The organism is Comamonas sp. SY3, assembly GCF_041730275.1.
GTDB classification, from domain to species: domain Bacteria; phylum Pseudomonadota; class Gammaproteobacteria; order Burkholderiales; family Burkholderiaceae_C; genus Comamonas; species Comamonas sediminis.
The window spans coordinates 628,546-653,366 of sequence record NZ_JBGTYN010000001.1; the positions used below are offsets into that span (position 1 = coordinate 628,546).

21 protein-coding genes and 1 pseudogene are annotated in these 24,821 nt (G+C 66.9%); 6 read left to right on the top strand and 16 right to left on the bottom strand.

What is annotated here, in order from left to right:
• Position 1: 1 nt before the first annotated feature.
• The 4 genes and pseudogenes from ACCQ08_RS02810 to ACCQ08_RS02825 all read left to right on the top strand — a co-directional run bounded on the left by ACCQ08_RS02810 (position 2) and on the right by ACCQ08_RS02825 (position 4,969).
• Entirely contained in the window at positions 2 to 1,162 is a 1,161-nt protein-coding gene (locus ACCQ08_RS02810; RefSeq protein WP_373448790.1) for a low temperature requirement protein A, read from the top strand.
• 735 nt (positions 1,163 to 1,897) lie between these two features.
• Entirely contained in the window at positions 1,898 to 2,698 is an 801-nt protein-coding gene (locus ACCQ08_RS02815; protein WP_373448791.1) for a DNA-binding response regulator, read from the top strand.
• 168 nt (positions 2,699 to 2,866) lie between these two features.
• Positions 2,867 to 3,877 (top strand): annotated as a pseudogene (locus ACCQ08_RS02820) (GGDEF domain-containing protein); the annotation flags it as partial.
• 18 nt (positions 3,878 to 3,895) lie between these two features.
• The gene (locus ACCQ08_RS02825; RefSeq protein WP_373448792.1) at positions 3,896 to 4,969 is read left to right on the top strand and encodes a sensor histidine kinase; all 1,074 of its coding nucleotides are present in this window, start codon (positions 3,896 to 3,898) and stop codon (positions 4,967 to 4,969) included.
• Positions 4,970 to 4,988: 19 nt separating this feature from the next.
• Here ACCQ08_RS02825 and ACCQ08_RS02830 read toward each other — a convergent pair whose 3' ends face one another.
• The 12 genes from ACCQ08_RS02830 to ACCQ08_RS02885 form a co-directional block, all read right to left on the bottom strand.
• Positions 4,989 to 5,768, bottom strand: coding sequence for an ABC transporter permease (locus ACCQ08_RS02830; protein ID WP_239811058.1), 780 nt, complete (start codon positions 5,766 to 5,768; stop codon positions 4,989 to 4,991).
• The gene (locus ACCQ08_RS02835; protein WP_312529097.1) at positions 5,765 to 6,985 is read right to left on the bottom strand and encodes an ABC transporter substrate-binding protein; all 1,221 of its coding nucleotides are present in this window, start codon (positions 6,983 to 6,985) and stop codon (positions 5,765 to 5,767) included. Before ACCQ08_RS02835 ends, ACCQ08_RS02830 begins: the two co-directional genes overlap by 4 nt.
• Positions 6,986 to 7,028: 43 nt before the next feature.
• A complete protein-coding gene (locus tag ACCQ08_RS02840) occupies positions 7,029 to 7,835 on the bottom strand; it encodes an ABC transporter ATP-binding protein (RefSeq protein WP_369459001.1) in 807 nt (268 codons plus the stop codon).
• Positions 7,832 to 8,920, bottom strand: coding sequence for an acyl-CoA dehydrogenase family protein (locus tag ACCQ08_RS02845; RefSeq protein ID WP_373448793.1), 1,089 nt, complete (start codon positions 8,918 to 8,920; stop codon positions 7,832 to 7,834). Before ACCQ08_RS02845 ends, ACCQ08_RS02840 begins: the two co-directional genes overlap by 4 nt.
• A 180-nt stretch (positions 8,921 to 9,100) precedes the next feature.
• Positions 9,101 to 11,332 (bottom strand): tripartite tricarboxylate transporter substrate-binding protein, encoded by a 2,232-nt coding sequence (locus ACCQ08_RS02850; protein WP_373448794.1) that lies wholly within the window; start codon positions 11,330 to 11,332, stop codon positions 9,101 to 9,103.
• Positions 11,333 to 11,465: 133 nt separating this feature from the next.
• On the bottom strand, positions 11,466 to 12,077 hold the full coding sequence (locus ACCQ08_RS02855) for an alkylhydroperoxidase domain protein (protein WP_373448795.1): 612 nt from the start codon (positions 12,075 to 12,077) through the stop codon (positions 11,466 to 11,468).
• On the bottom strand, positions 12,074 to 12,742 hold the full coding sequence (locus ACCQ08_RS02860; RefSeq protein ID WP_373448796.1) for a CMD domain protein: 669 nt from the start codon (positions 12,740 to 12,742) through the stop codon (positions 12,074 to 12,076). Before ACCQ08_RS02860 ends, ACCQ08_RS02855 begins: the two co-directional genes overlap by 4 nt.
• A gap of 21 nt (positions 12,743 to 12,763) precedes the next feature.
• Positions 12,764 to 13,864: a putative FMN-dependent luciferase-like monooxygenase gene (locus ACCQ08_RS02865; RefSeq protein WP_373448797.1), complete on the bottom strand. Its 1,101-nt coding sequence runs from the start codon at positions 13,862 to 13,864 to the stop codon at positions 12,764 to 12,766.
• Positions 13,830 to 15,473: a dipeptide ABC transporter ATP-binding protein gene (locus tag ACCQ08_RS02870; RefSeq protein WP_373448798.1), complete on the bottom strand. Its 1,644-nt coding sequence runs from the start codon at positions 15,471 to 15,473 to the stop codon at positions 13,830 to 13,832. Before ACCQ08_RS02870 ends, ACCQ08_RS02865 begins: the two co-directional genes overlap by 35 nt.
• Positions 15,470 to 16,429 carry an ABC transporter permease gene (locus ACCQ08_RS02875; protein ID WP_373448799.1) on the bottom strand — a complete coding sequence of 320 codons (960 nt, stop codon included), beginning with the start codon at positions 16,427 to 16,429 and terminating at the stop codon, positions 15,470 to 15,472. Before ACCQ08_RS02875 ends, ACCQ08_RS02870 begins: the two co-directional genes overlap by 4 nt.
• Positions 16,430 to 16,431: 2 nt before the next feature.
• On the bottom strand, positions 16,432 to 17,376 hold the full coding sequence (locus ACCQ08_RS02880; RefSeq protein WP_239811050.1) for an ABC transporter permease: 945 nt from the start codon (positions 17,374 to 17,376) through the stop codon (positions 16,432 to 16,434).
• A 34-nt stretch (positions 17,377 to 17,410) separates the two neighbouring features.
• Positions 17,411 to 19,075, bottom strand: a complete 1,665-nt coding sequence (locus ACCQ08_RS02885; protein WP_373448800.1) for a TIGR04028 family ABC transporter substrate-binding protein — start codon at positions 19,073 to 19,075, stop codon at positions 17,411 to 17,413.
• A 365-nt stretch (positions 19,076 to 19,440) separates the two neighbouring features.
• On the opposite strand from ACCQ08_RS02885, the gene ACCQ08_RS02890 reads away from it, so the two are divergent.
• A complete protein-coding gene (locus tag ACCQ08_RS02890) occupies positions 19,441 to 20,007 on the top strand; it encodes an OsmC family protein (RefSeq protein WP_373448801.1) in 567 nt (188 codons plus the stop codon).
• 38 nt (positions 20,008 to 20,045) lie between these two features.
• On the top strand, positions 20,046 to 20,834 hold the full coding sequence (locus ACCQ08_RS02895) for a VOC family protein (RefSeq protein ID WP_312410539.1): 789 nt from the start codon (positions 20,046 to 20,048) through the stop codon (positions 20,832 to 20,834).
• A gap of 21 nt (positions 20,835 to 20,855) precedes the next feature.
• Here the strand turns inward: ACCQ08_RS02895 and ACCQ08_RS02900 are convergent, their stop codons facing one another.
• The 4 genes from ACCQ08_RS02900 to ACCQ08_RS02915 form a co-directional block, all read right to left on the bottom strand.
• Positions 20,856 to 22,241 (bottom strand): sulfite reductase subunit alpha, encoded by a 1,386-nt coding sequence (locus ACCQ08_RS02900; protein ID WP_373448802.1) that lies wholly within the window; start codon positions 22,239 to 22,241, stop codon positions 20,856 to 20,858.
• Positions 22,238 to 23,227: an FAD:protein FMN transferase gene (locus tag ACCQ08_RS02905; RefSeq protein WP_373448836.1), complete on the bottom strand. Its 990-nt coding sequence runs from the start codon at positions 23,225 to 23,227 to the stop codon at positions 22,238 to 22,240. Before ACCQ08_RS02905 ends, ACCQ08_RS02900 begins: the two co-directional genes overlap by 4 nt.
• A gap of 201 nt (positions 23,228 to 23,428) precedes the next feature.
• Positions 23,429 to 24,229, bottom strand: coding sequence for a DUF4198 domain-containing protein (locus ACCQ08_RS02910; RefSeq protein ID WP_369459011.1), 801 nt, complete (start codon positions 24,227 to 24,229; stop codon positions 23,429 to 23,431).
• A 33-nt stretch (positions 24,230 to 24,262) separates the two neighbouring features.
• Entirely contained in the window at positions 24,263 to 24,784 is a 522-nt protein-coding gene (locus ACCQ08_RS02915; protein WP_373448803.1) for a DUF2271 domain-containing protein, read from the bottom strand.
• Positions 24,785 to 24,821: the final 37 nt, after the last annotated feature.

Sequence of the window (24,821 nt, forward strand, 5' to 3'; positions counted from 1 at the left end):
CATGCCCATCACACCCGCCTTCGCCCAAGGATTGCTGCGCCAGCGCGACGGTCACCACGCGCGGGTGACCTATGAGGAACTGTTTTTCGACCTGGTCTACGTGTTCGCCGTGACCCAGCTGAGCCACCAGCTGCTGCACCATCTGACGTTCAACGGAGTGGCGCAGACCCTGGTCCTGTGGTTTGCCGTATGGCTGGGCTGGCAGTACACCTGCTGGGTGACGAACTGGTTCGACCCGGAAACCTTCCAGATCCGAGGCATGCTGTTTTGCACGATGCTGCTGGGCCTGCTGATGGCCTCCAGCATTCCCGAGGCCTTTGGCGAGCGGGGACCTGTCTTTGCACTGGCCTATGCCGCCATGCAGGTGGGGCGCACGGCTTTCATCTGGCGCCAGCTGCCCGCAGGTGACCCGCTGGCGCTGAACTACCGCCGCATGCTCGGCTGGGTCTGCATTTCTGCGGTGTTCTGGATAGCCGGCGCCCTGGCCGCGCCCGATACGCGGCTGCTGCTGTGGCTGCTCGCGGTGCTCTGCGAGTACGTGTCGCCGATGTTTGGCTTTGCGCTGCCAGGCCTGGGCCGAAGCCACACGCAAGACTGGACCATCGAAGGCGGCCATCTGGCCGAGCGCTGCCAGCTGTTCGTCATCGTGGCGCTGGGCGAGACACTGCTGGCCAGCGGCGCCACGTTGGCCGACACCGGGATCTGGAACTGGGAGGTGCTGATGGCGCTGGCCGCCACCTTTATCGGCACCTTGGCGATGTGGTGGCTGTACTTTGGCACCTCCAGCAAGGACGCGACCGCAGCCATCACCCATGCCGAAGATCCGGGCCGCATCGGCGCCTATTTCCACTACGTGCATGCCATCCTGATCGCGGGCGTCATCGCCACGGCCGTCGGCAACGACCTGGTATTGGCGCATCCCCATGCACAGGCGGCTGTTCCGCAGATTGCGATCCTGCTGGCCGGACCTGCGATCTATCTGCTGGGCAGCGCCATCTATAAGAGGGTGGTCTACGGCAGCCTGCCCGCGTCGCACTGGATCGGCGCCCTGCTGCTGCTGGCGCTGGTGCCGCTGAGCGAGTTCTTCAATCTGCTGGTGCTGGGCTGGCTGACCACGGCGCTGATCCTGGGAATCGCATTCTGGGATACCTACGACGCCTAGCCTTGCAGCGCAAGCCGTATGCACCAGCCGATGGGCCGGCAAAAACCTGGCGGTGTCCCAGCTGCGGCGCTGGCTGATGTCGGAAACCAGCCGCCCACCCCATGTCCAGACGCTGGTAGCCGCCGGCAGTGCCTTGAACACCATCGATCACTGGCGACCTTTAGGGGGATGCGGCCGTCCGCCGCTGCAGTGACCGAAGCGTCATTGTTCGCTGTCCGAACCCGGTCCATGGACCTGCGCAATCAGCTCCGTTATTTGGTATTTCTATAAATCTTTTGAATTTTTATCATTACCAAAGGAATGTCTTTATAACAAATACGTCCGAAAGCTTTACACAGCCATTTCACTCCGCTTTTCACCACCGTTTGTCGCATTTGCCTGCCGCCGGCACGCCGCCGCCATGGCCGCTGGTGCGCCATCCTGGCGCGCAGCGATGCCGGGCTGACGTGGCTGTGTGACTCCTCAAACCCAAAGGGCATGCGGGTTTCGCGCCATGTCCGATCTGCTGGCAACGCGCGGATGAGGCGGCTTTCCGCCGCGCCAACGCAGCGGCTAGCAGTGCCCCGTTGCAGCTGCAAGCAGCGGACGAGCAAGCTCACGTAAATTGACATTGATGCAGCGCAACAAATTAAAAGCTGGCACCACCATGTGTGACAATTCACAACGAAAACAGGTGATTAAAGGCTTCCAAAAACTATGAGTCACGGTGATATTCAATCTCCACATATATTGATCGTGGACGATGATCCCGACCAGTTGCGTTTGCTGGTCGCTGCACTGCGCAATAGCGCCTACCGGGTCAGCGTGGCACTCAATGGAGACCAGGGCTATGCACGGGCAGCGGTGCTGCTGCCCGATCTGATTTTGCTGGACGTGCGCATGCCGGGGCGCAACGGCATCACGATCGCGCGCCTGCTCAAAACCAACCCGGCGACCCAGTATATTCCGATCATCTTCCTGTCGGCACTCGTTGACCAGGACGACCGGCTGTCCGGGCTGCGCGCCGGCGGCGTGGACTACATCACCAAGCCCTTTTTCGTCGAAGAGATCCAGGAGCGGATCCGCATCCATCTGACGCTGTCAAAGCCCGCCGTGCTGCAGGGCGCCCCGGCTGCACAGCCGGGCCAGGCTGCGCCACTGGCACTCCCCCCGGGCCAATCTCCGGCCAACCTGACCCTCAAGCAGGTGGCCACGGAATTCATCCTCAGCCATATCCAGGATCCGGCGTTGAAAAGCTCCGACGTGGCGGCCAGCCTGGGGCTGTCCATCAGACGCCTGAACATGGTGTTCGAAGCCTGTGATGGCCTGTCGGCCTTTGAATTCATCCGGCAGGAGCGCATGCGCCGGGCAGCGCTGATGCTGGCACAAAGCACGTTGAGCATTGCCGATGTGGCCCTTGAAGTGGGCTACCTGAACTCGGCCAACTTCTCCACCGAGTTCAAGAAGTTCTGGCAGAAATCCCCGACGCAGCTGCGCACCGAATGCCAGGCCAACCCTGAAGTCCTGCAGAACCTGGTGGCCTCCAAGTTCCACTGACACCGGGTCTTCTGCCTCGGTCTGCGGGCTGCCCTCTGGCGGCCCGCCTGTAACCTCCTGCACCCTGCGGCCCCTTGGGCGACTGAAGAACAAGGAATGGATCAACCGGAACAAGGCCCGCAACCCCCGTATACCGACCGCCGTACAGCCAGCCCACATGCGATTGCGATGAAGCGGGGAAAAGAGATGCTCCCCCAGGTGCGCAGAGCGACCTTCGCGCTCGTGCTGCTCTGGTGGTGCGTGGTCGCTGCGCTGGGATGGTGGCTGTCGCAACGTCTGGTTTCGCAATGGATACAGAGCCAGGCCGCCAGCGCGGCCTATGAAGCCGAGACCACGGCCCGCGTCGTCGACCGGCTCTTTACCCAGATGGTGAGCGTGGCCAACATGGTCGCCAACCAGAGCCAGGTGATCCAGCTGGCCACCCGCTACCGCGAGGACCCGCCCGGCCTGGACGCGCTCACCCGCCAGCAGCGCGCAGCGCAGTTCACCGCCGATCCCTTGGTGCGCAAGGTGGGCGACTTCATGGATGCACTGGCGGCCGACCTGCGCTATGCACGCATCTACCAGAACAACCTGTCCGACGACACCATCACGGCCAGCAACTGGGCCGCGCCCGACAGCATCGTCGGCATGATCTACTCAGGGCGCATCTACCTGAACACGGCCTTGCGCGACGGCAGCGGCCACTCCTTCGGCATTGCACGCATCAACAAGACCCCTTCGTACTTTGTGGCCAGCCGCATTGAAGACGCCCAGGATGTCGTGCAGGGCTCCGTCACCGTCAAGTTCGATGCCCCCGATATGGCGCACTACTTGACCGGCAGACATACCGCCTTGATCGTCAACCGCCAGGGGCGCGTGACCACCAGCGCATCCGAGCCCTTCATGCTGCGCAATGTGGCGGCCTTGCTGCCGCCTGGTCTGCTGCATCCGCCGGACGATGAAGATGGCGAGGAACTGGGCGATGCGATGGATATCCGCGCTGTCAAAGCCCATGGCGTGGCCGACCAGTGGCTGATCGACGGCATACCGTATGTGATGAAGCGCCAGCCGCTGAACAACCGGCAGTACCAGCTGCTGACCTTGGCGTCGCTGGAGCCGTTGGCAGACCTGCGTGACCAGCACCTGTGGACGGCCGTGCTGATTGCCGCTGTCGGTACCGTGCTGATCCTGCTGTCCTGACATATTCTGGGCCAGATGGTCGTGCGCCGGCAGGACGAGAAATACGCCACGATGGTCACCTCGGCACTCAATGCCGACCTGAGCACGGCGCTGAGCGATGCCCAGACCAAGGAGCGCCAGAAGGTGGAAGTGCTGGGCTACATCGGCCATGACCTGCGCGCGCCGCTGGCCACCATCAAGGGCTACTCCGAGATGCTGCTGACCGAGTCTCCGGAAAAGCAGCAGGGCCTGGTCAAGACCATCCAGCGCAGCGTCAAATACCAGCTCGACCTGATCGACGAGCTGCTCGAATATGCCAAGTCCGAGTTGCAGCCGCTGGCCGTGCGGCCGGCGCCCATCGATCTGCAGGCGCTGCTGGACGATATCGCCGACTACGCCATCTCGCTGTGCTCGCAGCAGCACAACCACTTCCACTGCCATATCACCGGCACCCTGCCCGGGCGCATGGCGATGGACGGCAAGCGGCTGCAGCAGGTGCTGCTGAACCTGGTCTCCAATGCCGCCAAGTTCACCCGCGATGGCGTCGTGACCCTGTCGGTCAACGCCCGGCATGCCGGAGAATTCTGTGAGCTGCATATCTCCGTCAGCGACACCGGCATTGGCATCGACCTGGCGCAGAAGCCCGATATCTTCGACGCCTTCCAGCAAATCCAGACCGAGGGCGGCAGCACGGGCCTGGGCCTGTTCATCTCGCAGCGCATTCTGATGGCCATGGGCGCAAGCCTGGAAGTCAGCAGCGCGGCGGGCCAGGGCACCACCTTTTCGTTCGCGCTGTCGGTACCGGTCATGGAAGGTGCCGGGGAGACGCCGGGCAGCCGGCCAGCCTCGCCAGCACCGCGCCACCGCACTGCAGCGGGGCCGGTGGCAGCCATCGCAACCCCCGCCGATGCGGCACTGGATGAACTGGCCGAGCTGGCCTTGCATGGCCGCTTGACCGATATCGAAGGCTGGATCGGCCGCCACACCGATCACAGCGTCCATGCGCAGTTCATCGCTCAGCTGCTGGACCGTCTGGAGCAGTTCGACTTTGCCGGCATCCACAAGCTGGCGCTGCAAAGCAGGCGCGGCACCAGCAGCACCCGCCGCTGAAAGGCCGCCCGGGCCGCACTCAGCCCGGCTTGCCGCGCTGCGTCCAGCGGCTGCTCACGGTGCGGGCCAGCCAGTCCAGCACAAAGCCCAGGCAGCCGATGACGACGATGCCGGCCATCAGCTCGTCATAGGCCAGGCGGTCGCGCGTGTCCAGCACAAAATAGCCCATGCCGCTGGAGACGCCCAGCATTTCGGCGGGCACCAGCACGATCCAGCCAATGCCCACCGCCAGCCGAAAGCCGGTCAGGATATGGCTGGTGCAGCCGGGCAGCACGACCCGGGCAATGGTCTCCCAGCGCGTGGCCGACAGGCTGTGCGCCAGCCGCATCCAGGCCGGGTCCAGCGCCGCCACGCCGGCTGCGGTGTTCAGCATGATGGGCCAGACCGTGGCAAAGCCCAGCAGAAAGATCACCGGTGCCTCGCCCACACCCAGCGCCATCACCGCCAGCGGCATCCAGGACAGCGGCGAGACCATGCGCAGAAACTGAAAAGTCGGCCCGCTGATGCGCGCAAACAGCGGCGACAGACCCAGGCACAGGCCCAGCGGCACACCAATGGCCAGGGCCAGGACCAGCGCAATCGCCATCCGCTCCAGGCTCATGCGGATATGCGGCCACAGCTCGCCACTGCCCAGCAGCTGCACCAGCGCCTTGAGCCCGGCCTGCGGCGCAAACGCGGCACGGATCGCCTCCACATCCGAGATATGCCGGGCCGCCAGCGCCCACAGTGCGAGGGTGATGGCCATGCCCAGCAGCGGCCAGGCCAGGCGCGCTGCCCAGCGTTGTCCCCCGTGCATCATGCTTCGATCACTTCCTTGCGGCTGAAGTCCTCCGCATGGCCAAAGGCTTTCAGCCCGCCCACCTGGCTGAGTGCCTGCTTGACGAAGCGGTCATCGACCAGGTCCCTGGCGGCAAAGGCCGGATCAAGCTCGCGGATGAAGTCCACATTGCCTTCCATCAACGTGCCCTGCATGGCCTTGACCAGCTCCTGCGTGTAGCTGGGGAAGGGATAGGGCTGGAAGTCGATGCGGCGCTGATTCCACGCGGGGTGCTGCAGCACGCCCTTGGCGCGGTACTGTTCGAAGTCTTTCAGGTCAAACACCTTTTGCAGCACCGGCAGCGGGTGCGGCGTGTATTTGTTGGCGCCGTCCTTGGACATCAGCTCGGCCGTCTCGCCCATATGCTCACGCGTCCACAACTGCGCCTTGACGATGGCCGTGGTCACGCGCTGCGCCCATTCAGGGCGCTCGGCAATGTCGCGCTCGGACAGGGTCACCAGGCAGCAGGCATGGTCCTTCCAGATATCGCCCAGGAAACGCGCCACCTTGCCCACGCCCATGGTCTCCGCCACGGCATTGAACGGGTCGGCGACGATAAAGCCCGAGACCGATTTGGAGGCCAGCGCCGCCACCATCTCGGCCGGTGGCACGATGACCAGGTTCACCTCCTTGGCGCCCAGTGCCGTGCCCTTGGGCTTGCTGACCGGCGTGAGCCCGTTCTTGCGCAGCACCTGCTGGATCAGGATGTTGTGGATCGAGTACCAGAACGGAATCGCAAACGTCGTGCCGGCCAGATCGGCCACGCTGTTGATGTTGGGGGCCACGGTGATGGCCGAGCCGCTCATGTGGTTCCAGGCCACCACCTTGGCGCCAAACTTGGAGCCATAGCGCACCGACAAGGTGGTGGGCGACAGCAGATGCACCACATTCACCTGCCCGGCAATAAAGGCCTCGATCAGTTGCGCCCAGCTGCGGAACAGGCGGGGCTTTTCTGCCTGCAGGCCTTCGGCCTCAAACAGCTTGCGGCTGTGCGCCACAAAGAAGGGGGTGGCATCGGTGATCGCCAGGTAGCCAATGCGCACGGGCACATCGTCACCCTTGAACTTCTGCGCCAGCGCGTCGCCCGCGCGCAGCAAGGGGCTGGCCGCCACACCGCTGATGGCGGCAATGCGCAGCCAGTCGCGGCGGCTGATGCCGCAGTCGCAGTGGCTCGATGGGCAGATGTGCTGGTAGGTCATGGTTCTCTCTCTTCGGGGTTATCTAGGGGTGTCTGTCAACGCGTCAAACGGCAGCCGCCTGGCCGCGCAGGCTTTGCAGCGCATGCAAAATCTCCAGCCGCATCGCGGCGATGCGCTCGTCGTCGATGCGCCGGGGGTGGGCGATATCGATGCGCCAGCTCTGCACGATGCGGCCTGCACCGGCCTGCACACCCGGCGTGCTGCCCATCAGCAGCACCCGGTCTGCGACCAGCAGCGCCTCGTCTATATCGTGGGTGACCAGCAGCGCGGCGGTATGCCAGCGGTGCACCACCTCGACCAGCAGCGCCTGCATGTCGCTGCGGGTCAGCACATCGAGCGCTGAAAACGGCTCATCGGCCAGCAGCAAGCGCGGCTCACGCGCCAGTGCCCGGGCCAGCGCCGCACGTTGGGCCATACCGCCCGACAGTTGCGCCGGAAAAAGCCGCTCCTTGCCGGCCAGGCCCACCGCGCCGATGCTGGCCTGCACGCGCTGCGCAATCGCCTGCTGCGTGGCCTTGGGCTGGTGCTTGAAGTCCAGGCCAAAGGCCACGTTGTCCTGCACATTCAGCCAGGGCAGCAGGCTGGCCTGCTGGAACACCACGGCCGCACGCGGGTGCGGCGCGCGCAAAGGCGCATCCAGAAACTGCAGCGTGCCCGCATCGGGCGGCTGCAAACCAGCCAGGGTGCGCAGCAAGGTCGATTTGCCGCAGCCACTGCCGCCCAGCAGCGCCACAATTTCCTGGCTGTCGATATCGATGTCGATGCCGGCAAACACCGGCCGGTCCGCCTGGTAGCCATAGGCCAGGCCGCGTCCCTGCAAGGCTTGGCGGGGTGCAAGGCTTGCCGTCATACCGCCACCTGCGGTGCATGCTGGGCCAGCTCCCCTTCCAGCTGGGTCAGGCTGGGCGTGACGATGGGGATAAAGGCCGACTCGCGCCAGCGGCGGCCAAAATCGGGCTGCCGGTCCTGCAGGTAGGCGCGGCCTCCGGTGGCCTGCAGCTCCAGCTGCAGCGCTTGCTGCACCAGACCTGCCAGACGCATGCGCAACGCAAACAGGGGGCTGACATCGGCGACCCAGCGGTCACCCAGCACGCCGCCCAACAGCTCTGCCTCCACCTGGCCCAGTGTCGTCTGCGCCTCGGTCACGCGGCTGTGCAAGGGGCCACGCGCGCCCCCATCCTGGGCGGCAGCCTGCAACGCCGCCCGCGCCAGGCCGATCGACAACGCACACTGCATGCCCAAAAACCCGGGCCGTGCAGCTTTGAGATACGGCGGCCCGGCCTGGGCCAGCAGCGCCTGGGCGGGCACCGTCACCTGGTTCAGCTGCAGCGCCGCAGTATTGCTGGCACGCATGCCCAGCAGGTCCAGATCGGGCGAGCGCACCAGGCCCGGCAGGCCGCTCTCCAGCGCCATCACCATCGGCAGGCCGCCCCCTTCGGGCTGCACCGCAGCGGCCACGACAAAGCCCTGGGTTCGCACGTTGGACACCCAGGGCAGCACGCCATCCAGGCACCAGCCCTGCGCCACCGGCCTGGCCTGCACCTGCAAGGCCTCGATGCGCGACAGAAACTTGATGACATTGGAGAGGCCCACCGCGCCCGCGATATCGCCACGCAGCAACGCATCCCACCAGCGCTCACGCGCGGCCTCATGGCCGCTGGCCTGCAGGTAATGGATGAAGGCGCGCTGGCTCCAGAACACAAAGGCCGTTGTCAGCGACAGGCTGGCGACCTCGGTGATCGCGGCCATCGCATCGCGCACATCACCGCCATGGCCGCCTTGCGCGGCAGGCAGGCCAATGCGCAGCAGGTCGTGGTGGGCCAGCATCGGCAACACGGTGCTGGCCAGCTCGGCCTGGGTATCCAGTGCATGGGCGCGCTGCGCGATGTCGGCGCGCGCGCTCTCGGTCAGCAAAGGGGATGGGGTGGTGCGCATGGTGCAAGGCCGGCGGCCCCTTTGACATGAACGCAATGGCAGCCATTGCCGGGCCACCAGAGGGCGGGCATGGAAAGCATCCGTCGCATGGTCAGTTGCCGGACCGGCAAAAAGTCATGGTGGGAGCGCGGGCAGGCCCCGCGCGAGGATGCTGCAGTCTAACGCAACTGCCTTATAGGCTTATTTGACCGAGCGCAGGTGCTTCCCACAGCAGCGCAGCCATTGCTCGCGCATCTGCGCCTCCAGCGCCAGCAGGCTCTCGGGCGGGCCGCCCCCGCCGACGGCCTGCACGTCCTGCAGCTGCTGCTGGACCTCGGGCCGGGCCAGCACCTGGGCCACGGCCTGCTGCAGTTCGCGGTTGGCAGCAGGGTCGGAGTGGGCCGCTGCCCAGAGGATGTAGTGGTCGTAGACCGCCAAACCCGCCAGCGCGGCATGGGCGCCCAAGGTGGGCCAGGTAACGCCATCGAGGCTTTGCGGATGGGCTGGGTCCGCTGTGGTGCCCAGCACCCGCAGCTGGCCACCTCGCACCGCCGTGGCCACGCCATTGACGGGCGCCAGCACCAGCTCCACCGCATGCGCCTTCGTCACCACATCGGAGTCGGGGTACATGCCGCGGAAGACCTGGCGCTGCATGTCCACACCGCCGCGCGCCAGCAGCTCGGCCAGTGCCAACTGGCCGATCCAGCCATCGTCCCCGGTGCCCACGCGCAGCCGGCCCGGGTGGGCCCGCGCATAGGCCAGCAGGTCGTCGGTGTTGCCAATGCCCAGCGCATCGGCCTGCGTACTGTCGATGGCCAGCACCAAGGGCTGCGATGCGACCAGGGTCACCGGCAGCAGCGATCGCAGCGCGGTATCGATGGCAGGCCCTTGGTGCAGGCCCGGGATTCCGCCGCGCGGCAGGGTCATGGCCGTGAACAGCAGTTCCCGGTCGCCCCCGTCGGCGGCCAGCCGCTCATAGTCGGCCACGCTGGCATCGGGCACATGCCTGATCTCGACATGGCGGCCCAGCAGCTGCGGCAAATGGGCGGCCACCATCCGGGCATAGTGGCCATTGCGGCCACCAGCTGGTGACGGCACGGTGATCTGCAGCGGCAGCTGCGCCTGCGGCGCCAGCCACTGGCCGGCATCGTTCATCACGCCATAGCGGATGGCCCACTGGCCGGCGGTCGATGGATTGCGCACCAGCGCCTCGGCCACCCAGTAGCGGCCCATGCGCCAGTACTGCCGGACCATCGGCCACTCGTCCCGCCAGCCGGGCGGCCGCCAGTCCTCGGCAAACAATGCCGACACCACCGCGTAGCCATGGCGAAACCGGCGCGCCTCGTGGAACTGCGGCGCAATCACCCACTGGCCTTTTGCATTTTGGTAGCCCCAGCGCCCGGTGGCCGCATCCTTGACAGGGCGCAGTGCCTCCCCACCCTGGCTGCGCTGCAGGCGCTGCCAGCGGCATACCCGGGGCGTGCCGGCGTCCCGCTGCAGCCGCAGCCCGGCATTGCTGCACAGCTGGATGCGGCGCTGCGCCGTCGCATCGGGCAACTGGCCAAATATGAACGGAATCACCATGCGCCCCTGCGGATCAATCAGCCCCGAGCCGGTCGAGCCCGGTGTCACGATCTGCTTTTTGTAGTCCATCCACTGTGCGGTGGTGATATCGCGGGGCGGCACCGGCGCCAGCCAGCGGCCTCCGGCATCGCGCAGGCCTGGCTGCGCATACACCACGCCCAAGCGCAGCGCCGACGGCAAGGGCTGGGCGTCACCCGGCACCAGGTAGGCGACCGCATCGGGGGAGTACATCCCGTTCGTGGTGCCGCCATCGCAGGTAACCGGTGGCACGGCCCAATGGCCTTGCGCATCCAGGTGCCCATAGGCGGTGGTTGCTTCTCGCCGGCCATTGGGCTTGTGCTGCACCAGCCAGACCTTGGTAGCGGGCTGCAGCACGTTGTTTACCTTGGAGTTGTTGTGCGAATCCAACCGCACCACCTGCCAGCGGCCATCACAGAAGCTGCGTGCGGACGGCGCGAGAAAAAGCGTGTTCCCCTCCAGCGCATCGAACAACGCGGGCGCCAGCCCCGTGTTCGGGTCCGGGTTCAGGCTCAGCCAGCGCAGGCGATCGATGTGTCGGGGATCAGTGCCGATCTGGAACATGAAAATCTCTGCCCAGGGCGGCGCCGACGACGACACAGGCCGCAGCTGCCAGTGCGGCTGCATCGGCATCGCGCGCTCGGGGTGGGCATACAGCTCCTGGTAGTCAGGCGGCGCAGCCTGGGCGCTGGCCACGCCGAGGCCGCATGCCAGCAGCGCCAGCCAGGCGCGCAAAAGCTGCAGGGCTTTCATACCGGGGCCCCGGCCGGCCCGTTGGGCGCCGATGGCAGCTGCGGCGAGCCGCTGCGAGAGATGCAGAAGAAGGAGCATGGAGGCCATGGACCGAAGGGGATACAGCGCCAAAGTATCCGCTTTTTCTGCGCCCGCCCGGCAGCGGCCTCGCCCAGAAAAACCCTGGGTCTGCGCGCTGTTGCACCGGGCCGGCATCCAGGGCTTGGCCGGCTCAGGCCTGCGCAGCCTCCAGCGCCGGCTCACCCAGGCTCAGCATCAGGCGGTTGGCCCAGTTGAAGAAGGCCGCGCCTTGCAGCGCATCGGCAATCGCATAGTCGTCCAGCCCGTTCTGGCGCAGGCCGTCGATATGGCCGGCATCCAGCGCCAGGGGCGTCTCGGTCAATGCCACCGAGGCGGCAACGATCGCGTTCCAGCGGGGGCCCAGATCGGCCTGAACGCCTTGGTCCAGCAGCTTTTGCACATCCTCTTCACGGCGCGAGAAATGCGACGCAAAGCGCGCATGCACCGAGGCGCAGTAAATGCAGCCGTTGAGGCGGGATGTGGCCGCAGCGGCCAGCTCGCGCTCGGCGCGGGGCAGGCCACCATCGGGGTTGTAGAAGATGTCCTTGTCGGTGCGGGTGCGCGCACCCAGGGTGTCGGGGTCGCGGGCGAGCAGCCGAAAGTATGGCGACTTGGCGCGTGACGCATCCACCAGACCGTCAAAATGCCTGGGGGTCAGCTCCGCCTCCGGCAGCGGTTCAATCCAGGGCAGCCAGTCCAGCTGGGCCTGGGTGAAGACCTGGGGTTCGGTGCTGTTCGGGTAATGCAAGGTTTGCTCGCTCATGCGGCGTTCTCCTCGGCGGTGGGTTGTGGGGCGGATGCGGATGGGGCAGGATGGGCCTGCAACAGGCGCAGCCCCGCCACCACGCGGATCTGAAAGGCCAGGAAAGACACCAGCTGCGACAGCACCACGATGTCGGTCGCACTCCAGCCCGCATCCAGCAAGGCTTGCAGATGCGCGGGCTTGGCATCGCGGGGGTGGAAGGCGAGCAGATGCGCATGCGCCAGGCCGGCAGACAAGCGCTCGCCCAGCACGGCACGGTTCTGCGCGGCCACCGCGTAGACCGGGCCGGCCTGGTCTTCGGCGCTCAAAGGGCCTTGCGGGTACTGGCCATAGGGCCCACGGGCCAGGCCCTGTGCCGCTTCGCCATCAATGGCTTTGCCCAGCGCCAGGCTCGCCTGGGTGGCCAATGCATCGCGGTAAAAACGCTGCACCTGCGGCTGTTGGTGCAGAGCGGCCACAAAGGCGGCCACTGCCAAACGCTCGTTCAGCGGCCACTGGCTGCTGAGCGGCGCGCGGGGCGCCAACAGTGCCAGGTAGCTTTGCTGTGCCTGCTCACGCGCCTGCAGGCGGTGGCGGCGCACGGCATCCAGGTGGCTGCCCGGCTGTATGCCGGCGAGCTGGTCAATCACATCATCGGTCTCCGATGGGTTCCATGCAGAAGTCATCAGTGCATCACTCCAAAAAAATCAGGCCAGTGCCGGCACCGGCACGGGGGCAGAGGCGGTTGCGGGCGGCACCGGCGCGTCGTCGCGCCACCAGCCCAGCGCCGGCGCCACATACTGCGCGGTCAGCGCGATCGAGCGCAGGATGTCGGCATGCGGCGGGTCGATCGAATGCACCTGGAAGGAGATGTCGGTCACCCGCGCCAGCGCGGTATCGGCACGCAGCAAGGCAATCACCTCATCGGGCGTACCCACATGCACGTCGTAGGCGGCCAGCAGCTGCGCCAGCGGTGCATCCGGCCCCCATTGGCTGGCCGGGCCGCCCGGGTTCGCAGCGGCGGCACGCGCCAGGCTGCGGCGCAGGCCCACATCGGCCAGCTGCAACGCACGCTGGCGGACTTCGGCCACAAACAGGGTGCGCGACCCCAGGATGCGCGGCGCCGTGCCAGCCGGCAACGCCGCCAGGTAGGTGTCGATCAAGGGGTTCTGGATGTCGGCCAGGCTGGCACCCGGCGCCTCGGCGCTGCGCGGCTGGGTGCGCGACAGCATCAGCCCATCACCGGCCAGGCCGGCGCGCTCGGCCCCGGCGGCGGAGAACGTGGCCTGCCAGATGCGCGGCAACAGCTGCGGTCCGGCAGGGTAGAGGCGATCACCGCCAGGCAATGGCAGCCCCGCCCAGGCATTGCGCAACACCGCCAGGTGCTGCGCATAGATGCGGGCGCGGTCGTCGCTGCGCAGCCCAAAGGCGGTAAAGGATTCGGGCGTGCCACCGGTGCCCACGCCAAACTCCAGGCGGCCACCGGACAACAGATCCAGCACCACCGCGTCTTCGGCGACCCGGATCGGGTTCTCCATCGGCAGGGTCACGATGCCCGTGCCCAGGCGGATGCGCTGCGTGCGCGCCGCCACATGGCTCAGGAACACCAGCGGCGCAGGCAGGCCGCCTTCGGCTTCATGAAAGTGGTGCTGCGCCACCCAGGCCGTGTCAAAGCCATGGGCCTCGGCATGCTGGATCTGCTCGGACACCAGGCGGTAGCGCTCGGCAGCGCTGGCCTGGTCCAGCAGGCGGCTGAAAAAGCCCAGGCGTTTTCTAGGCGGCGAGTGCAGGAATGGGCTCTGGTTCATGGTGGTGTTTTTGTCCGGGAATGGCAGCGATCAGCTCGCGCGTATAGGCACTGCCGGGGCGCGAGAACACCTCGTCCACCGGCCCGGCATCGACCTGGCGGCCGCCCTGCAGCACCGAGACGGTATCGGCAATCTGGCGCACCACGGCCAGGTCGTGCGAGATAAAGAGATAGGTCAGCTGCAACTCGCGTTGCAGCTGGTCGAGCAGTGCCAGAATCTGCGCCTGCACGGTCACATCGAGGGCAGACACGGCCTCGTCCAGCACCAGCACACGCGGCTGCAGGATCAGCGCCCGGGCAATGGCCACCCGCTGGCGCTGGCCGCCCGAGAGCGCGCGCGGGCGGCGCGTCAGTACCGCCGGCGGCAGGCCCACGCGGGCCAGCATGTCATGCACGCGGCGCTCGCGCTCGGCCGGCGCCAGGCGCTCAAAGTTCAGCAGCGGCTCTTCGATGATCGCGTAGATGCTCTGGCGCGGATCGAGCGAGCTGAACGGGTTCTGGTAGACCAGCTGCACCGTTTTGCGGAACTGGCGCAGCGCCTCGCCGCGCAGCGATGTCACATCGACGCCTTCGACCGTGATGCGGCCCGCCGTCGGTTTGCCAAAGCCCACCACGTCGCGGATGGTCGTGGTCTTGCCCGAGCCGGACTCGCCCACGATCGCATGCGTGCTGCCCCGAGGCACTTCGAACGAGATGCCATCGACCGCGCGGAACAGGCCGCGCTGGCCCGCCACTGCAAAGTCATGCACCAGGCCCTGCACCACAATCGCTGGCTCTGCCGCCACCGTCCGCGGCGCCCGCGCCGGCGCCGTACCCAGCGATGGCGCATCGGCCAGCAGCTGGCGCGTGTAGCGGCTTTGCGGGTTGCGCAGCACATCGGCCGTGGGCCCCTGCTCCTGGATGCGGCCGGCCTGCAGGACGACCAGACGGTTGGCGCGGTCGGCAGCCACGCCCAGGTCATGCGTCACCAGCAGCACGGCGGTGCCAAACTCGCGGCGCAGGTCGTCAATCAGATCCAGAATGCGGCGCTGCACCGTCACATCGAGCGCGCTGGTGGGCTCATCGGCAATGATCAGTGCAGGCTGCAGCGCAATCGCGATGGCGATCAGCACGCGCTGCTTCATGCCGCCCGAGAGCTCATGCGGAAACTGGCGTGCGCGCAGCTCGGGCTGCGAAAGCCCCACTTTTTGCAGCAGCTCCAGCACACGCTGGGCAATCTGCTTTTTGTCGCGCCAGCCGTGCAGGCGCAGCATCTCGCCGACCTGGTCACCCACGGTGCGCACCGGGTTCAGCGAGGTGGTCGGATCCTGCGGAATCAGGCTCACCACCTTGCCGCGCAGTGCCTCCAGCTGGCGCTGCGACCAGCCCGCCACGTCGGTGCCGTTGATGCGGATGCTGCCGGCCTGTACCCGGCCGTTGTCGGCCAGCAGGCCAATGATGGATTGCGCGGTCGTCGTCTTGCCCGAGCCGGACTCGCCGACCAGGGCCAGCACCTCGCCGGCGGCAATGGAGAACGAGACCTCGTGCACGGTGCGCTGCTCGGCCTGGCCGTCGTGGTAGGCGATCGACAGGTTCTCGACCTGCAAGACGGGAATGGCGGCCTCGGTCATGCGCGCCTCCGGGTCAGATCGGCACTGATATGGTTGGCCGCCAGCACCACCGCTGCCACCAGCAGGCCGGGCGCGGCGGTCAGCCACCAGGCGGTGGAGATGTAGTTGCGGCCTTCGGCAATCAGCAGGCCCCATTCGGGCGTCGGCGGCGGCGCACCATAGCCGAGAAAGCCCAACGTCGAGATCGCCAGAATGGCCGAGCCAAACTGCAGCGCCGCCAGCGCGATCACCGAGGTCAGCGAATTGGGCAGCACATGGCGCCAGAGCACGGCCGCAAAGCGCCCGCCACTGCCCAGTGCCGCTTCCACATAGTCAGAGCGGCGCACCCGCACCACTTCCGAGCGCACCAGGCGCGCAAAGCTCGCGACCGAGACAATCCCCACCGCCAGCGCCGCATTCACGGTGCCAAAGCCCAGGATGATGATCACCGACAGCGACAGCAGCAACGAGGGCACCGACAGCAGCACGTCGACGAGGCGCATCACCGCGTCTTCCACCCAGCCGCCTGCTGCGCCGGCAACCAGGCCCAGCAAGGTGCCCAGTACCAGGCCGACGCTCACCGCCACAAAGGCGCCGCTGAGCGAATGGACGGCGCCGTAGACCAGGCGCGCATAGCTGTCACGGCCCAGCGCGTCCGTCCCCAGCCAGTGGACGGCGCTGGGCGCCTGCAGCTGCTGGCCGGCCGTGCCCAGCACCGGGTTGTAGCTGGTGAACCAGCCCGGCGCAATGGCCCACAGCGCCACCAGCGCCAGCACGCCCCAGGCCAGCAGCAGGCCCAGCGGTGCGGCACGCAGGCGCTGCAGGGCCTTGGCAAAGAGGGCAGGCAGGCCTGGCGCAGCCAGCCGCTGCTGCGGCGCCTGCACCGCAGCGCTGTCCGTGGCTCGGGCCCCGGTCAGCAGGCCCGGCTCGGCGGCCAGGGCGCCCAGCCCGGCGGTGGAAGAAGTGCTTGCAGACATGGTCAAACTCCCAAACGGTTGCGCAAACGCGGGTCGAACAGCGGGTAGAGCAGGTCCACCGCAAGGTTGATCAGCACAAAGGCGGTGGCCGAGATGACCACGACCGCCTGCAGCACGGCGCTGTCCTGGTTGCCGACGGCTTGCTGCGTGAGGCTGCCCAGACCGTTGAGCCCAAAGACGGCCTCGGTCACCACGGCGCCGCCCAGCAGCTCGCCAAACAGCACGCCGGCCATCGTCAGCATCGGCAGCGCGGCATTGCCGGCCACATGGCGCAGCAGCAGCCACAGGCGCGGCGCGCCCTTGGCACGTGCCACGGCCACAAAGGGCTGGGTCAGCACCTCGTCCACATTGCGCAACAGGATCTGCGCCAGCGGCGCGGCGATCGGTATCGCCAAGGTCAGGGTCGGCAGCACCAGGCCTTGCCATTTGCCGGGGTTGATCACGGGGATCCAGCCCAGGCGGAACGACACCAGCTGGATCAGCACAATGCCCAGCCAGAACACCGGCACCGAGACAAACACCGACGGCAGCGCATAGAGCGCGCCGCGCAGCCAGCGCCACGGTGCCAGCTGGGCCAGCAGCGCCAGCACCAGAGCCAGCACCACGGCCAGCGCAAAGCCCAGGCCGGCCAGCCGCAAGGTGGGCGGCAGGCTGGTGGCCAGCCCGTGGCTGACCGGCACGCCGGCCTGCAGCGAGTAGCCAAAGTTGCCGCTGACAAAGCCGGTCAGGCTGTGCCAGTACTGCTGCCACACGGGCTGGTCTGCGCCATAGGCGGCGCGGATATCAGCCACCTCCTGCGGGCCCAGGCCCAGCTCGGGGCTGAGGAACTTGATCAGCAGCGCATCGCCCGGCAGCAGCTGCAGCAGCACGAAGGACGCGGTGAACGCCGCCCACAGCACCAGCAGCGCCTGGGCACTGCGCCGGGCCAGATAGGGATAGAAGGACATCGAGGTGCTCCTTGACGCTCAGCAGGGCTTCGCCTCAGCGCTTGGCCAGCCAGGTGCTGTAGAAGCTCGGGCGCCCTACGGCCTCAAACCCCACTTCGCGCACCCAGGGTGCAGCGGCGAAGGCCTGCGGCTCTTCAAAAATGGGGATCACATAAGCCTGGTCGATCAGGTAGTTCTGCACCTCGGCGGTCAGCGCCAGGCGCTTCTGGGCGTCCGTCTGCGCGGCAATCGCTTCCAGCAAACCGTTGAGCTGCGGATCGACAAAGCCCTTGACCTTCTGGCTCACGCCGCCTTGCTGCAGCAGCACGTTGCGGTTGGTCGGGTAGTAGTTGCTCTTGATCACATCCGGATCGGCGCGGCCGACCATGCCGGGGGCGACTGGCGTCTTCTCCGGATCGAGGTTGTCGACAATGCGCACGCCAGCATCACCGCTGAGCACCTGCAGCTTCACCCCCACCTTGGCCCACTGCTGGGCCACCAGTTGCAGGGTTTCCTTGTTCTGCGGCTGGGGCAGCGAGTCATAGGCAGCGAGCGCCAGCGCGCGGCCGTCCTTCTGGCGGATGCCGTCCGGCCCCGGTGTCCAGCCTGCGCTCTCCAGCAGCTGCTGCGCCTTTTGCGGGTCATAGGCCAGCTTGCTGGCCAGGTTGACGTAGCCCAGCGCGCTGGACGCAATCACCGAGGTGGCCTGCGGGTAGTTGTGCGAGAACAGCGTCTGCACGACCTCCTGGGTATTGGTGGCATGCAGCAGCGCCTGGCGCACTTTCAGATCGGCGACCAGCGCGTTGTCGGGCCGGAAAACAATGCTGTTGTTCACCCCCCGCGTGGACGGCGCATAGATGACGAACTTCTGCTCCTCCACCCGCTTTTCGTCATAGGCCTGCACCTGGCGGATCACACCAGCCTGGCCCGACAGCAGCGCACCGATGCGCACGCTGTCTTCCGGGGTGACGATAAAGCGCACTTCATCCAGGCGCGCGCGGCCCTGGTGCGCCAGCTGCGCAGGGCCCCAGTTGTAGTCCTTGCGGGCCGACAGCACCAGCTCCTTGCCCAGGGTTTCGCTGGCCACCACGAAGGGGCCCGAGCCAATGATCTTGGTGGCATCGCCCAGCTCATCAAACGGGCGCTCCAAGGTCTGCAAAGCCACCAGGCCCGAGCCGATCACCGAGGTACCTTGGAGGAAGCCCGGAGACGGCTTGCTGAAGTAGAACTTCACCGTCAGCGGGCCCAGCACCTCACTGCGCTCGTAGTTGTTGATGACTTCGGACACCGGCAGCTTGAGTGCCTTGTTGCCGCGCCCGTAGGTGTCAAAGTTCTTGGCCACGGCTGCGGCATCCAGCGGCGTGCCATCGGAGAACGTCACGCCCGGGCGCAGCTCGAATGTGAACTCGGTGGCGCTGTCGTTGATGGTCCAGCTCTTGGCAATCCAGGGCTGGATCTCCAGCGTCTTGGGGTCCTGGTAGGTGAGCTTGTCGGTGATCTGGTTGAGCACGCCGCCATTGGGGTAGAAGCCACCGGCTGGCGGGTAGAGATTGGTATGCGCCTGCTGCTCCAGGTACACCAGGGCACCGCCGTTGGCCGGGCCCGTGTCGGCCTTGGCCTCGGCCACACTCTCGTTCTTGGAGCAGGCCGACAGCAGCCCGCCCAGCGCCAGCACTGCCGCGCTCCATACCGCCAGTTTTTTGAATTTATTCGCTTTCAACACCACGCACCACCCTCGCTAGCCACGGGCAACCTTGCCTGCACCGGCACGCCAACCTCGGCCGCCGGGCAGCGGCACCCTTGCAGAAAGTGCCGCCATCTGGGTGTGTCATGCTAGGCATTCGGCGGCCGGCGAGAAGGTATTTTTCAGAGCATCGATATGCGCAAACCAAGGAAGCAGGCGGACGCCAGGCCTGGCGCCGCATAGAGGGTTTGCGCATAAGCACATGCGCGGCAGCCGCATATGCACATGCGATCTGCGCAGTTCACGGATGGGGCATGCGTGCCAACAATGGACTGAGAACGTGTTTTCGTTCGTAGGCACGCATCACCTCCCGCCGATGCAGCACATTTCCCAATGATTCCATGAGTGCAAGCCCTGCTACCTTGAATGACTACCTGGCTGAAAAGCGCGGCGCCGTATTGGCGCGCGATGCCCAGATCGATGCCGGCACCGCCCAGGCCACGGCGCTGCGCGCCAACGTGAGCGCCGAAGGGCGCAGCGGCGTGCGCCGCATCCGTATCCGCGAGCACCAGGTCATCAGCGACAGCCCGCCGAACTTTGCCGGCTACAACCTGGGCCCCAGCTCGCCCGAGCTGCAGCTGGGTGTGCTGGGCAGCTGCGTCACCCATATCTTTCTGATCCAGGCCGCCGCCCAACAGGTGCCGCTGACCAGCCTGGACGTGGAGGTGAGCGGCGTGATCGACCCGCGCGCCGGCAAGCCCGGCCACGAGGCCACGCCCGTCTGGCCACACGACATTGCCTACACCGTGCATATCGATTCGCCCGCGCCGCGTGCCGACATCGATGCGCTGTTTGCCGCCGTGGAGCGGACCTGCCCGATCCTGAACCTGCTGCGCCAGCCGCAGACCATCCGCGCGAGCGTCGAGCACAGTAATTCGCTGGCCCAGACGCACAAGCAAGCGGCCTGACACCCGACCCTCCCCCCTTTTTTTTACGGAGCTATCCCATGGCACTGACACTTGACCACATCGTGATCGCGGTCCACGACCTCGACAAAACCATTGACGACTACGCTGCACTGGGCTTTACCGTCGTGCGCGGCGGCGAACACCCCGGCCGCCCCACCCACAATGCGCTGGTGGTGTTTGAGGATGGCGCCTATTTCGAGCTGATCGCCTGGCGCAGCCCGGCACCGCAAGACCGCTGGTGGCAGCTGCTGGACCAGCATGGCGAAGGCATCATCGACTTTGCGCTGCTGCCCCCCAGCACCGCCGAGGTGATTGCTGCGGCCAAGGCGCGCGGCCTGGACCTGCAAGGCCCGCTGGATGGCGGCCGGCTGCGCCCCGATGGCGAACGCCTGCAATGGCAGACCGGCCGCCCGCACACGCATGACCTGCCCTTCCTCTGCGGGGATATCACGCCGCGCAAGCTGCGCGTACCTGAGGGCGAAGTGCGCCAGCATGCCAACGGTGCCACCGGTGTGGCACGCTTGACGGTGGCCGTCAGCGATCTGCTGCAAAGCCTGGAGCGCTACCGCGCGCTGCTGGGCGACAAGGCCCACATCCACGCCGCCGACGGCGGCAACAGTGCCACCATTGCACTGGGCAACAGCGTGCTGGAGCTGACGCAGACGGCGCCGCAGTTGCAGAGCAAGGGCGAAGGCCCGTTGGCGATTGTGCTCCAGGGCGCTGGTACCTGGGACCAGGCCTCGGCCAAGCTCTCGCATGGTGCGCCGATTGCGTTTGCGAAGGCGGAGCTGACGAGCAAGGCCGACAGCAGCCTGGCCACCGCTTAGGCTTTCTGGGCCGGCCAGGCCTCAGTACACATCCCGGCGGTAGCGCCCGGCCAACGCCAACGCATCCACCGCGGGGGCGCCCAGCACCTGGCGCAGCACCGCATCGACGCCCTGCGCCATGCCCTGCTGGCTGCCGCAGACATAGATCGCAGCGCCGCGCGCGACCCAGCCCTGCAGCCGCTGCGCCTGGCGCTCCAGCAGCTGCTGCACATAGCAAGGGTCGGTCGCATCGCGGGACCAGGCACGGTCCAGACGCTCCAGCTGACCAGCGGCCAGCCATTGCTGCAGTTGCGCATCCAGCAGCGCATCCTGGTCAGGATGGCGCTCGCCAAATACCAGCCATTGGTCCGCACGGCCTTTGGCCACGCGGGCGCGGATATGGCTGCACAGGCCCGCCAAGCCGGTGCCATTGCCGATCAGCAGCAAAGGACGCTCGGCGTTGTCACCCAATCTAAAACCGCTGTGCGCACGCAGCCGCATCGGCAACATGTCGCCCACAGCCATGCCCTCGCACAACCAGCCCGATGCCAGGCCCGGTGTGCCATCGGCACGCGTGCTTTGGCGCACCAGCAATTGCAGCTGGCCGTCCTCGGGCACCGACGCAATCGAGTAATCTCGGCTGCGCTGCGGATCGGCCGGCACCGCCAGCGATACCAGGTCGCCTGATTCCCACAGCGGCAACGCGCCCGACTGCGGCTGCCAGTCGAGCAGGTACACGGGGCTGCCCTGGCTGCCGGGGTTCAGCAACTGGCGGCGGCGCAGCACCCAGGGCTGGGCGGGCTCCGGCTGGCGCCAGCCCTCACCAGCCTGGCCGGTCAGTGTCTGCAACAACTCGGCCGTCTGGCCCTGCCAGGCCATCAAGCTGGCCTCATCGCCGTTGTCCATGCACAGCACATCGGCCTTGGCGCCCTGCTGTTGCAGCCACTGCTGCACGCGCAGACCAAAGGCGCAAAAGGCCGCGTATTCGCTGTCGCCCAGCGCCAGCACCTGGGCACTGTGCCCGGGCAGCGGCTGCGCATGCTCCAGCACCTGGCGCACAAATGGCAGCGCATCGTCGGGCGCATCGCCCTCGCCGGTGGTCGACAGCAGCCACAGGCTCTGCGTGCAGGCCTGCAAGTCGGCCAGCCGCAGCGCCTGCACCGGCCGCAGCTTCACCGCGCAGCCGCCCGCATGCAGCACCCGTGCGGTCTCATGCGCCAGGGCCTCGGCCCTGCCCGTCTGGCTGGCATAGGCCACCAGCACCGGCGCACCCTGCTGGCTGCCCGCTTGCAGCGCGAGCTGCTCCTGGCGCTCGGCCCGGCGCTGGCGCCACAGGCGTACTGCCACACCGGAGCACAGCAGCGCATACCCCGCCACCAGGCCTGCTGCGCCGGCGATCCGCGCAGGGCTTGCTATCCAATCGATCATGGCTTCATGCTGCCTGCAAAACGCTGCGCCCAGGCCGGCGTGCTGCGGCGCAGGCCTTGCGGCTGTCCGGCATCGGGATGGGTGTGGAACACCGCCGCTATCTGGTGCTGCAGCGCAAACTGCCAACCGTCCTCGGGCCCCAGTACCGTGAGCACGGTGGCCAGCGCATCGGCATGCATGCAGTCGCGGTGGTAGACGGTGACGCTGGTCAGCGCATGGGCCACGGGGCGGCCAGTGCGCGGGTCCAGGCTGTGTGAAAAACGCTTGCCACCGTGCATGAACACATGCCAGTGGTCGCCCGAGCTGGCCAGCGCGCCATCGCCCAGCGGCACCACGTGCGGCTCATCGCCGGCAACACCTGCCACCGCTACCCGCCAAGGCTGGCCGCCGGGCTTGTGTCCCCAGGCCCGAATCTCTCCGCCAATCTCCAGCAGCGCATGCGGCCAGCCGGACGCGCGCAGGCGCTCTGCGACCCAGTCCACTGCATAGCCCTTGGCGATGCCGCTCAGATCCAGCTGCAGGCCACCGGGCTGCAGCAAACGCCGCCGCTGCGGCTGCCACTGCAGGCGCTGGTGGCCGCAGACCTGCAGCGCACGGTCGATATCGGCCTGCGCAGGTGGCTGGCCGCTGTGGGGCGCCTGCGGGTTTGCACGCGGGCCAAAGCCCCAGAGCGACACCAGCGCGCCGACGGTCGGGTCATAGGCGCCATCGCAGGCGCGGGCCCAGTGGAGGGCCGCATCCAGCACCTGTGCCAGCTCGGGGGGAAGCGCGTGCCAGCTGCCTGCATCGGCGGCATTGAAGCGCGAGACGCAGGAGTCCGCCTCCCAGTTGCTCATCTGCGCGATGACGGCATCGAGCGTGTGCTGCACCAGTGCCTGCACAGGCGCCAGCGGGGCGTAGTCCGGGTTGGCCAGGCGCAGTGACCAGGTGGTGCCCATCGTCGCGCCCTGCAGGCTGTGCAGGCTGCCGTCCTGCGCAGCGTGCATCGCTGGCGCCTTCCAGGCGGGGGATGCAAAGGAGCCGCCGGCCAGCGCAGGACCTGCCGGGGCCGGCTGGCATTGTCCCCGGGCCTGGGCCTGGGGGATTTGCCAGATGCCGGCGCCATAGTGGATGCGCGGCGCCGTGCTCACAGCGGCTCCGCGATCAGTCTGGCGTGGGTGCGTTCTGCCGTCACAGCCTGCGGTGCATCAAGGCAGCACTTCCAGGGTGGCGACATAGGCCAGGCGGCGTTCCTTGGCGATGGGGTTCGAGGTCTTGTCGTCCTTGACGTCGGCGTCCAGCCAGTACATGCCAGCGGTGGGGAACTTGACCTTGACCTGGCCCTGGGCATCGGTCTTGAGCTTGATCTCGTTGACGGCATCGCGGTAGCGCTTGCCGTCCGGCACCAGTACCACTTCAACGTCGGCAGCAGGCTTGCCATCGACGTGGAAGGCAAAGGTGGCTTCTTCGCCCGCCACCAGATCATTGGGGTGGGTAACGGGCACCAGCTCCAGCCCCTTGCCGCTCAAGCGCAGCGGGCTGGGCTTGCCCATGGTCACAAAGGTCTCGATGCGGCTGATGCTTTCTGCCACGCGCACTTCCTTGGCATCGGCGGGGATCTGCTTGGCGATCTCTTCGGCGCTGCCGCGCAGGCGCTTCATCTGGCCGGCGGCATCCTTGTAGGAGCCCATGACGCCGCTGTTGACGATGGCCAGCTGGTAGGTGCCGGCTTGCTCGGGCTTGAGGTCAAAGACGCTGCGCAGCTCGCCCTTGTGGGCGTTCTTGGGCTCCACCGTGCTGCCATCGGGCGCCGTGATCACCAGCTTGTCCAGGCCCAGCGGGCGGTGGTTGAAGAAGAACATGTCATTGGACACGGCGGCATCGACCGTGACCCAGTCCGCCTTGGACAGCACGGTGCTCGAAGGCTTCATCCAGACGCTGTGGGCCTGGGCGCCAATGGCGGCACAGCCCAGCGCCAGCGCGGCGGCAATACGGGTGGCAGAAAACATGGTGACTCTCCTCAAAAATAGGGGTGTGTTGGATCAGGGCTTGAGTTCGAGCTTGATCTCGCCCAGCTCCGTCTTGCCCTGCGCAGACAGGCTGGTGGCCTGCTTGGTGGGCCATTCAAACGGAATGCTCACCAGCTCGCGGCCACCGACTTCGCGTGCGGCCTCGATCTGCAGCTTGTACTGGCCCGGCTCCAGCTTGGGCAGCGGGTTGCTGCCTTCGGAGAACGACAGCGCATGCTTGCCTGCCGGCTTGGTGGGCTGGGTCACGCCATCGATGGGCACACTCAACTCGCGGCCACTGCGGCGCCACCACTGGCGCATGTCCTTGAGCCATTTCGCGCCTTCGGCATCGCGCTTTTTCAGCTCATACCAGACCGACAGATTGGCGGCCACGCTGCCGTCGGCGCGCTCCAGCCAGACGGCGACATAGGGGCGGTGGTATTCGGCCACCTCCAGGCGTGGCAGCTCAACGCCGACATTCAGCCCACCGGCGACGGCCGGCAGCCCGGCCACCGCCGTCAAGGCCACGGTGAAACGCGAAACAGTGCTTGTCATGTGTTCTCCTCGGAATAAAAAGACGGTGGCCGCGCGC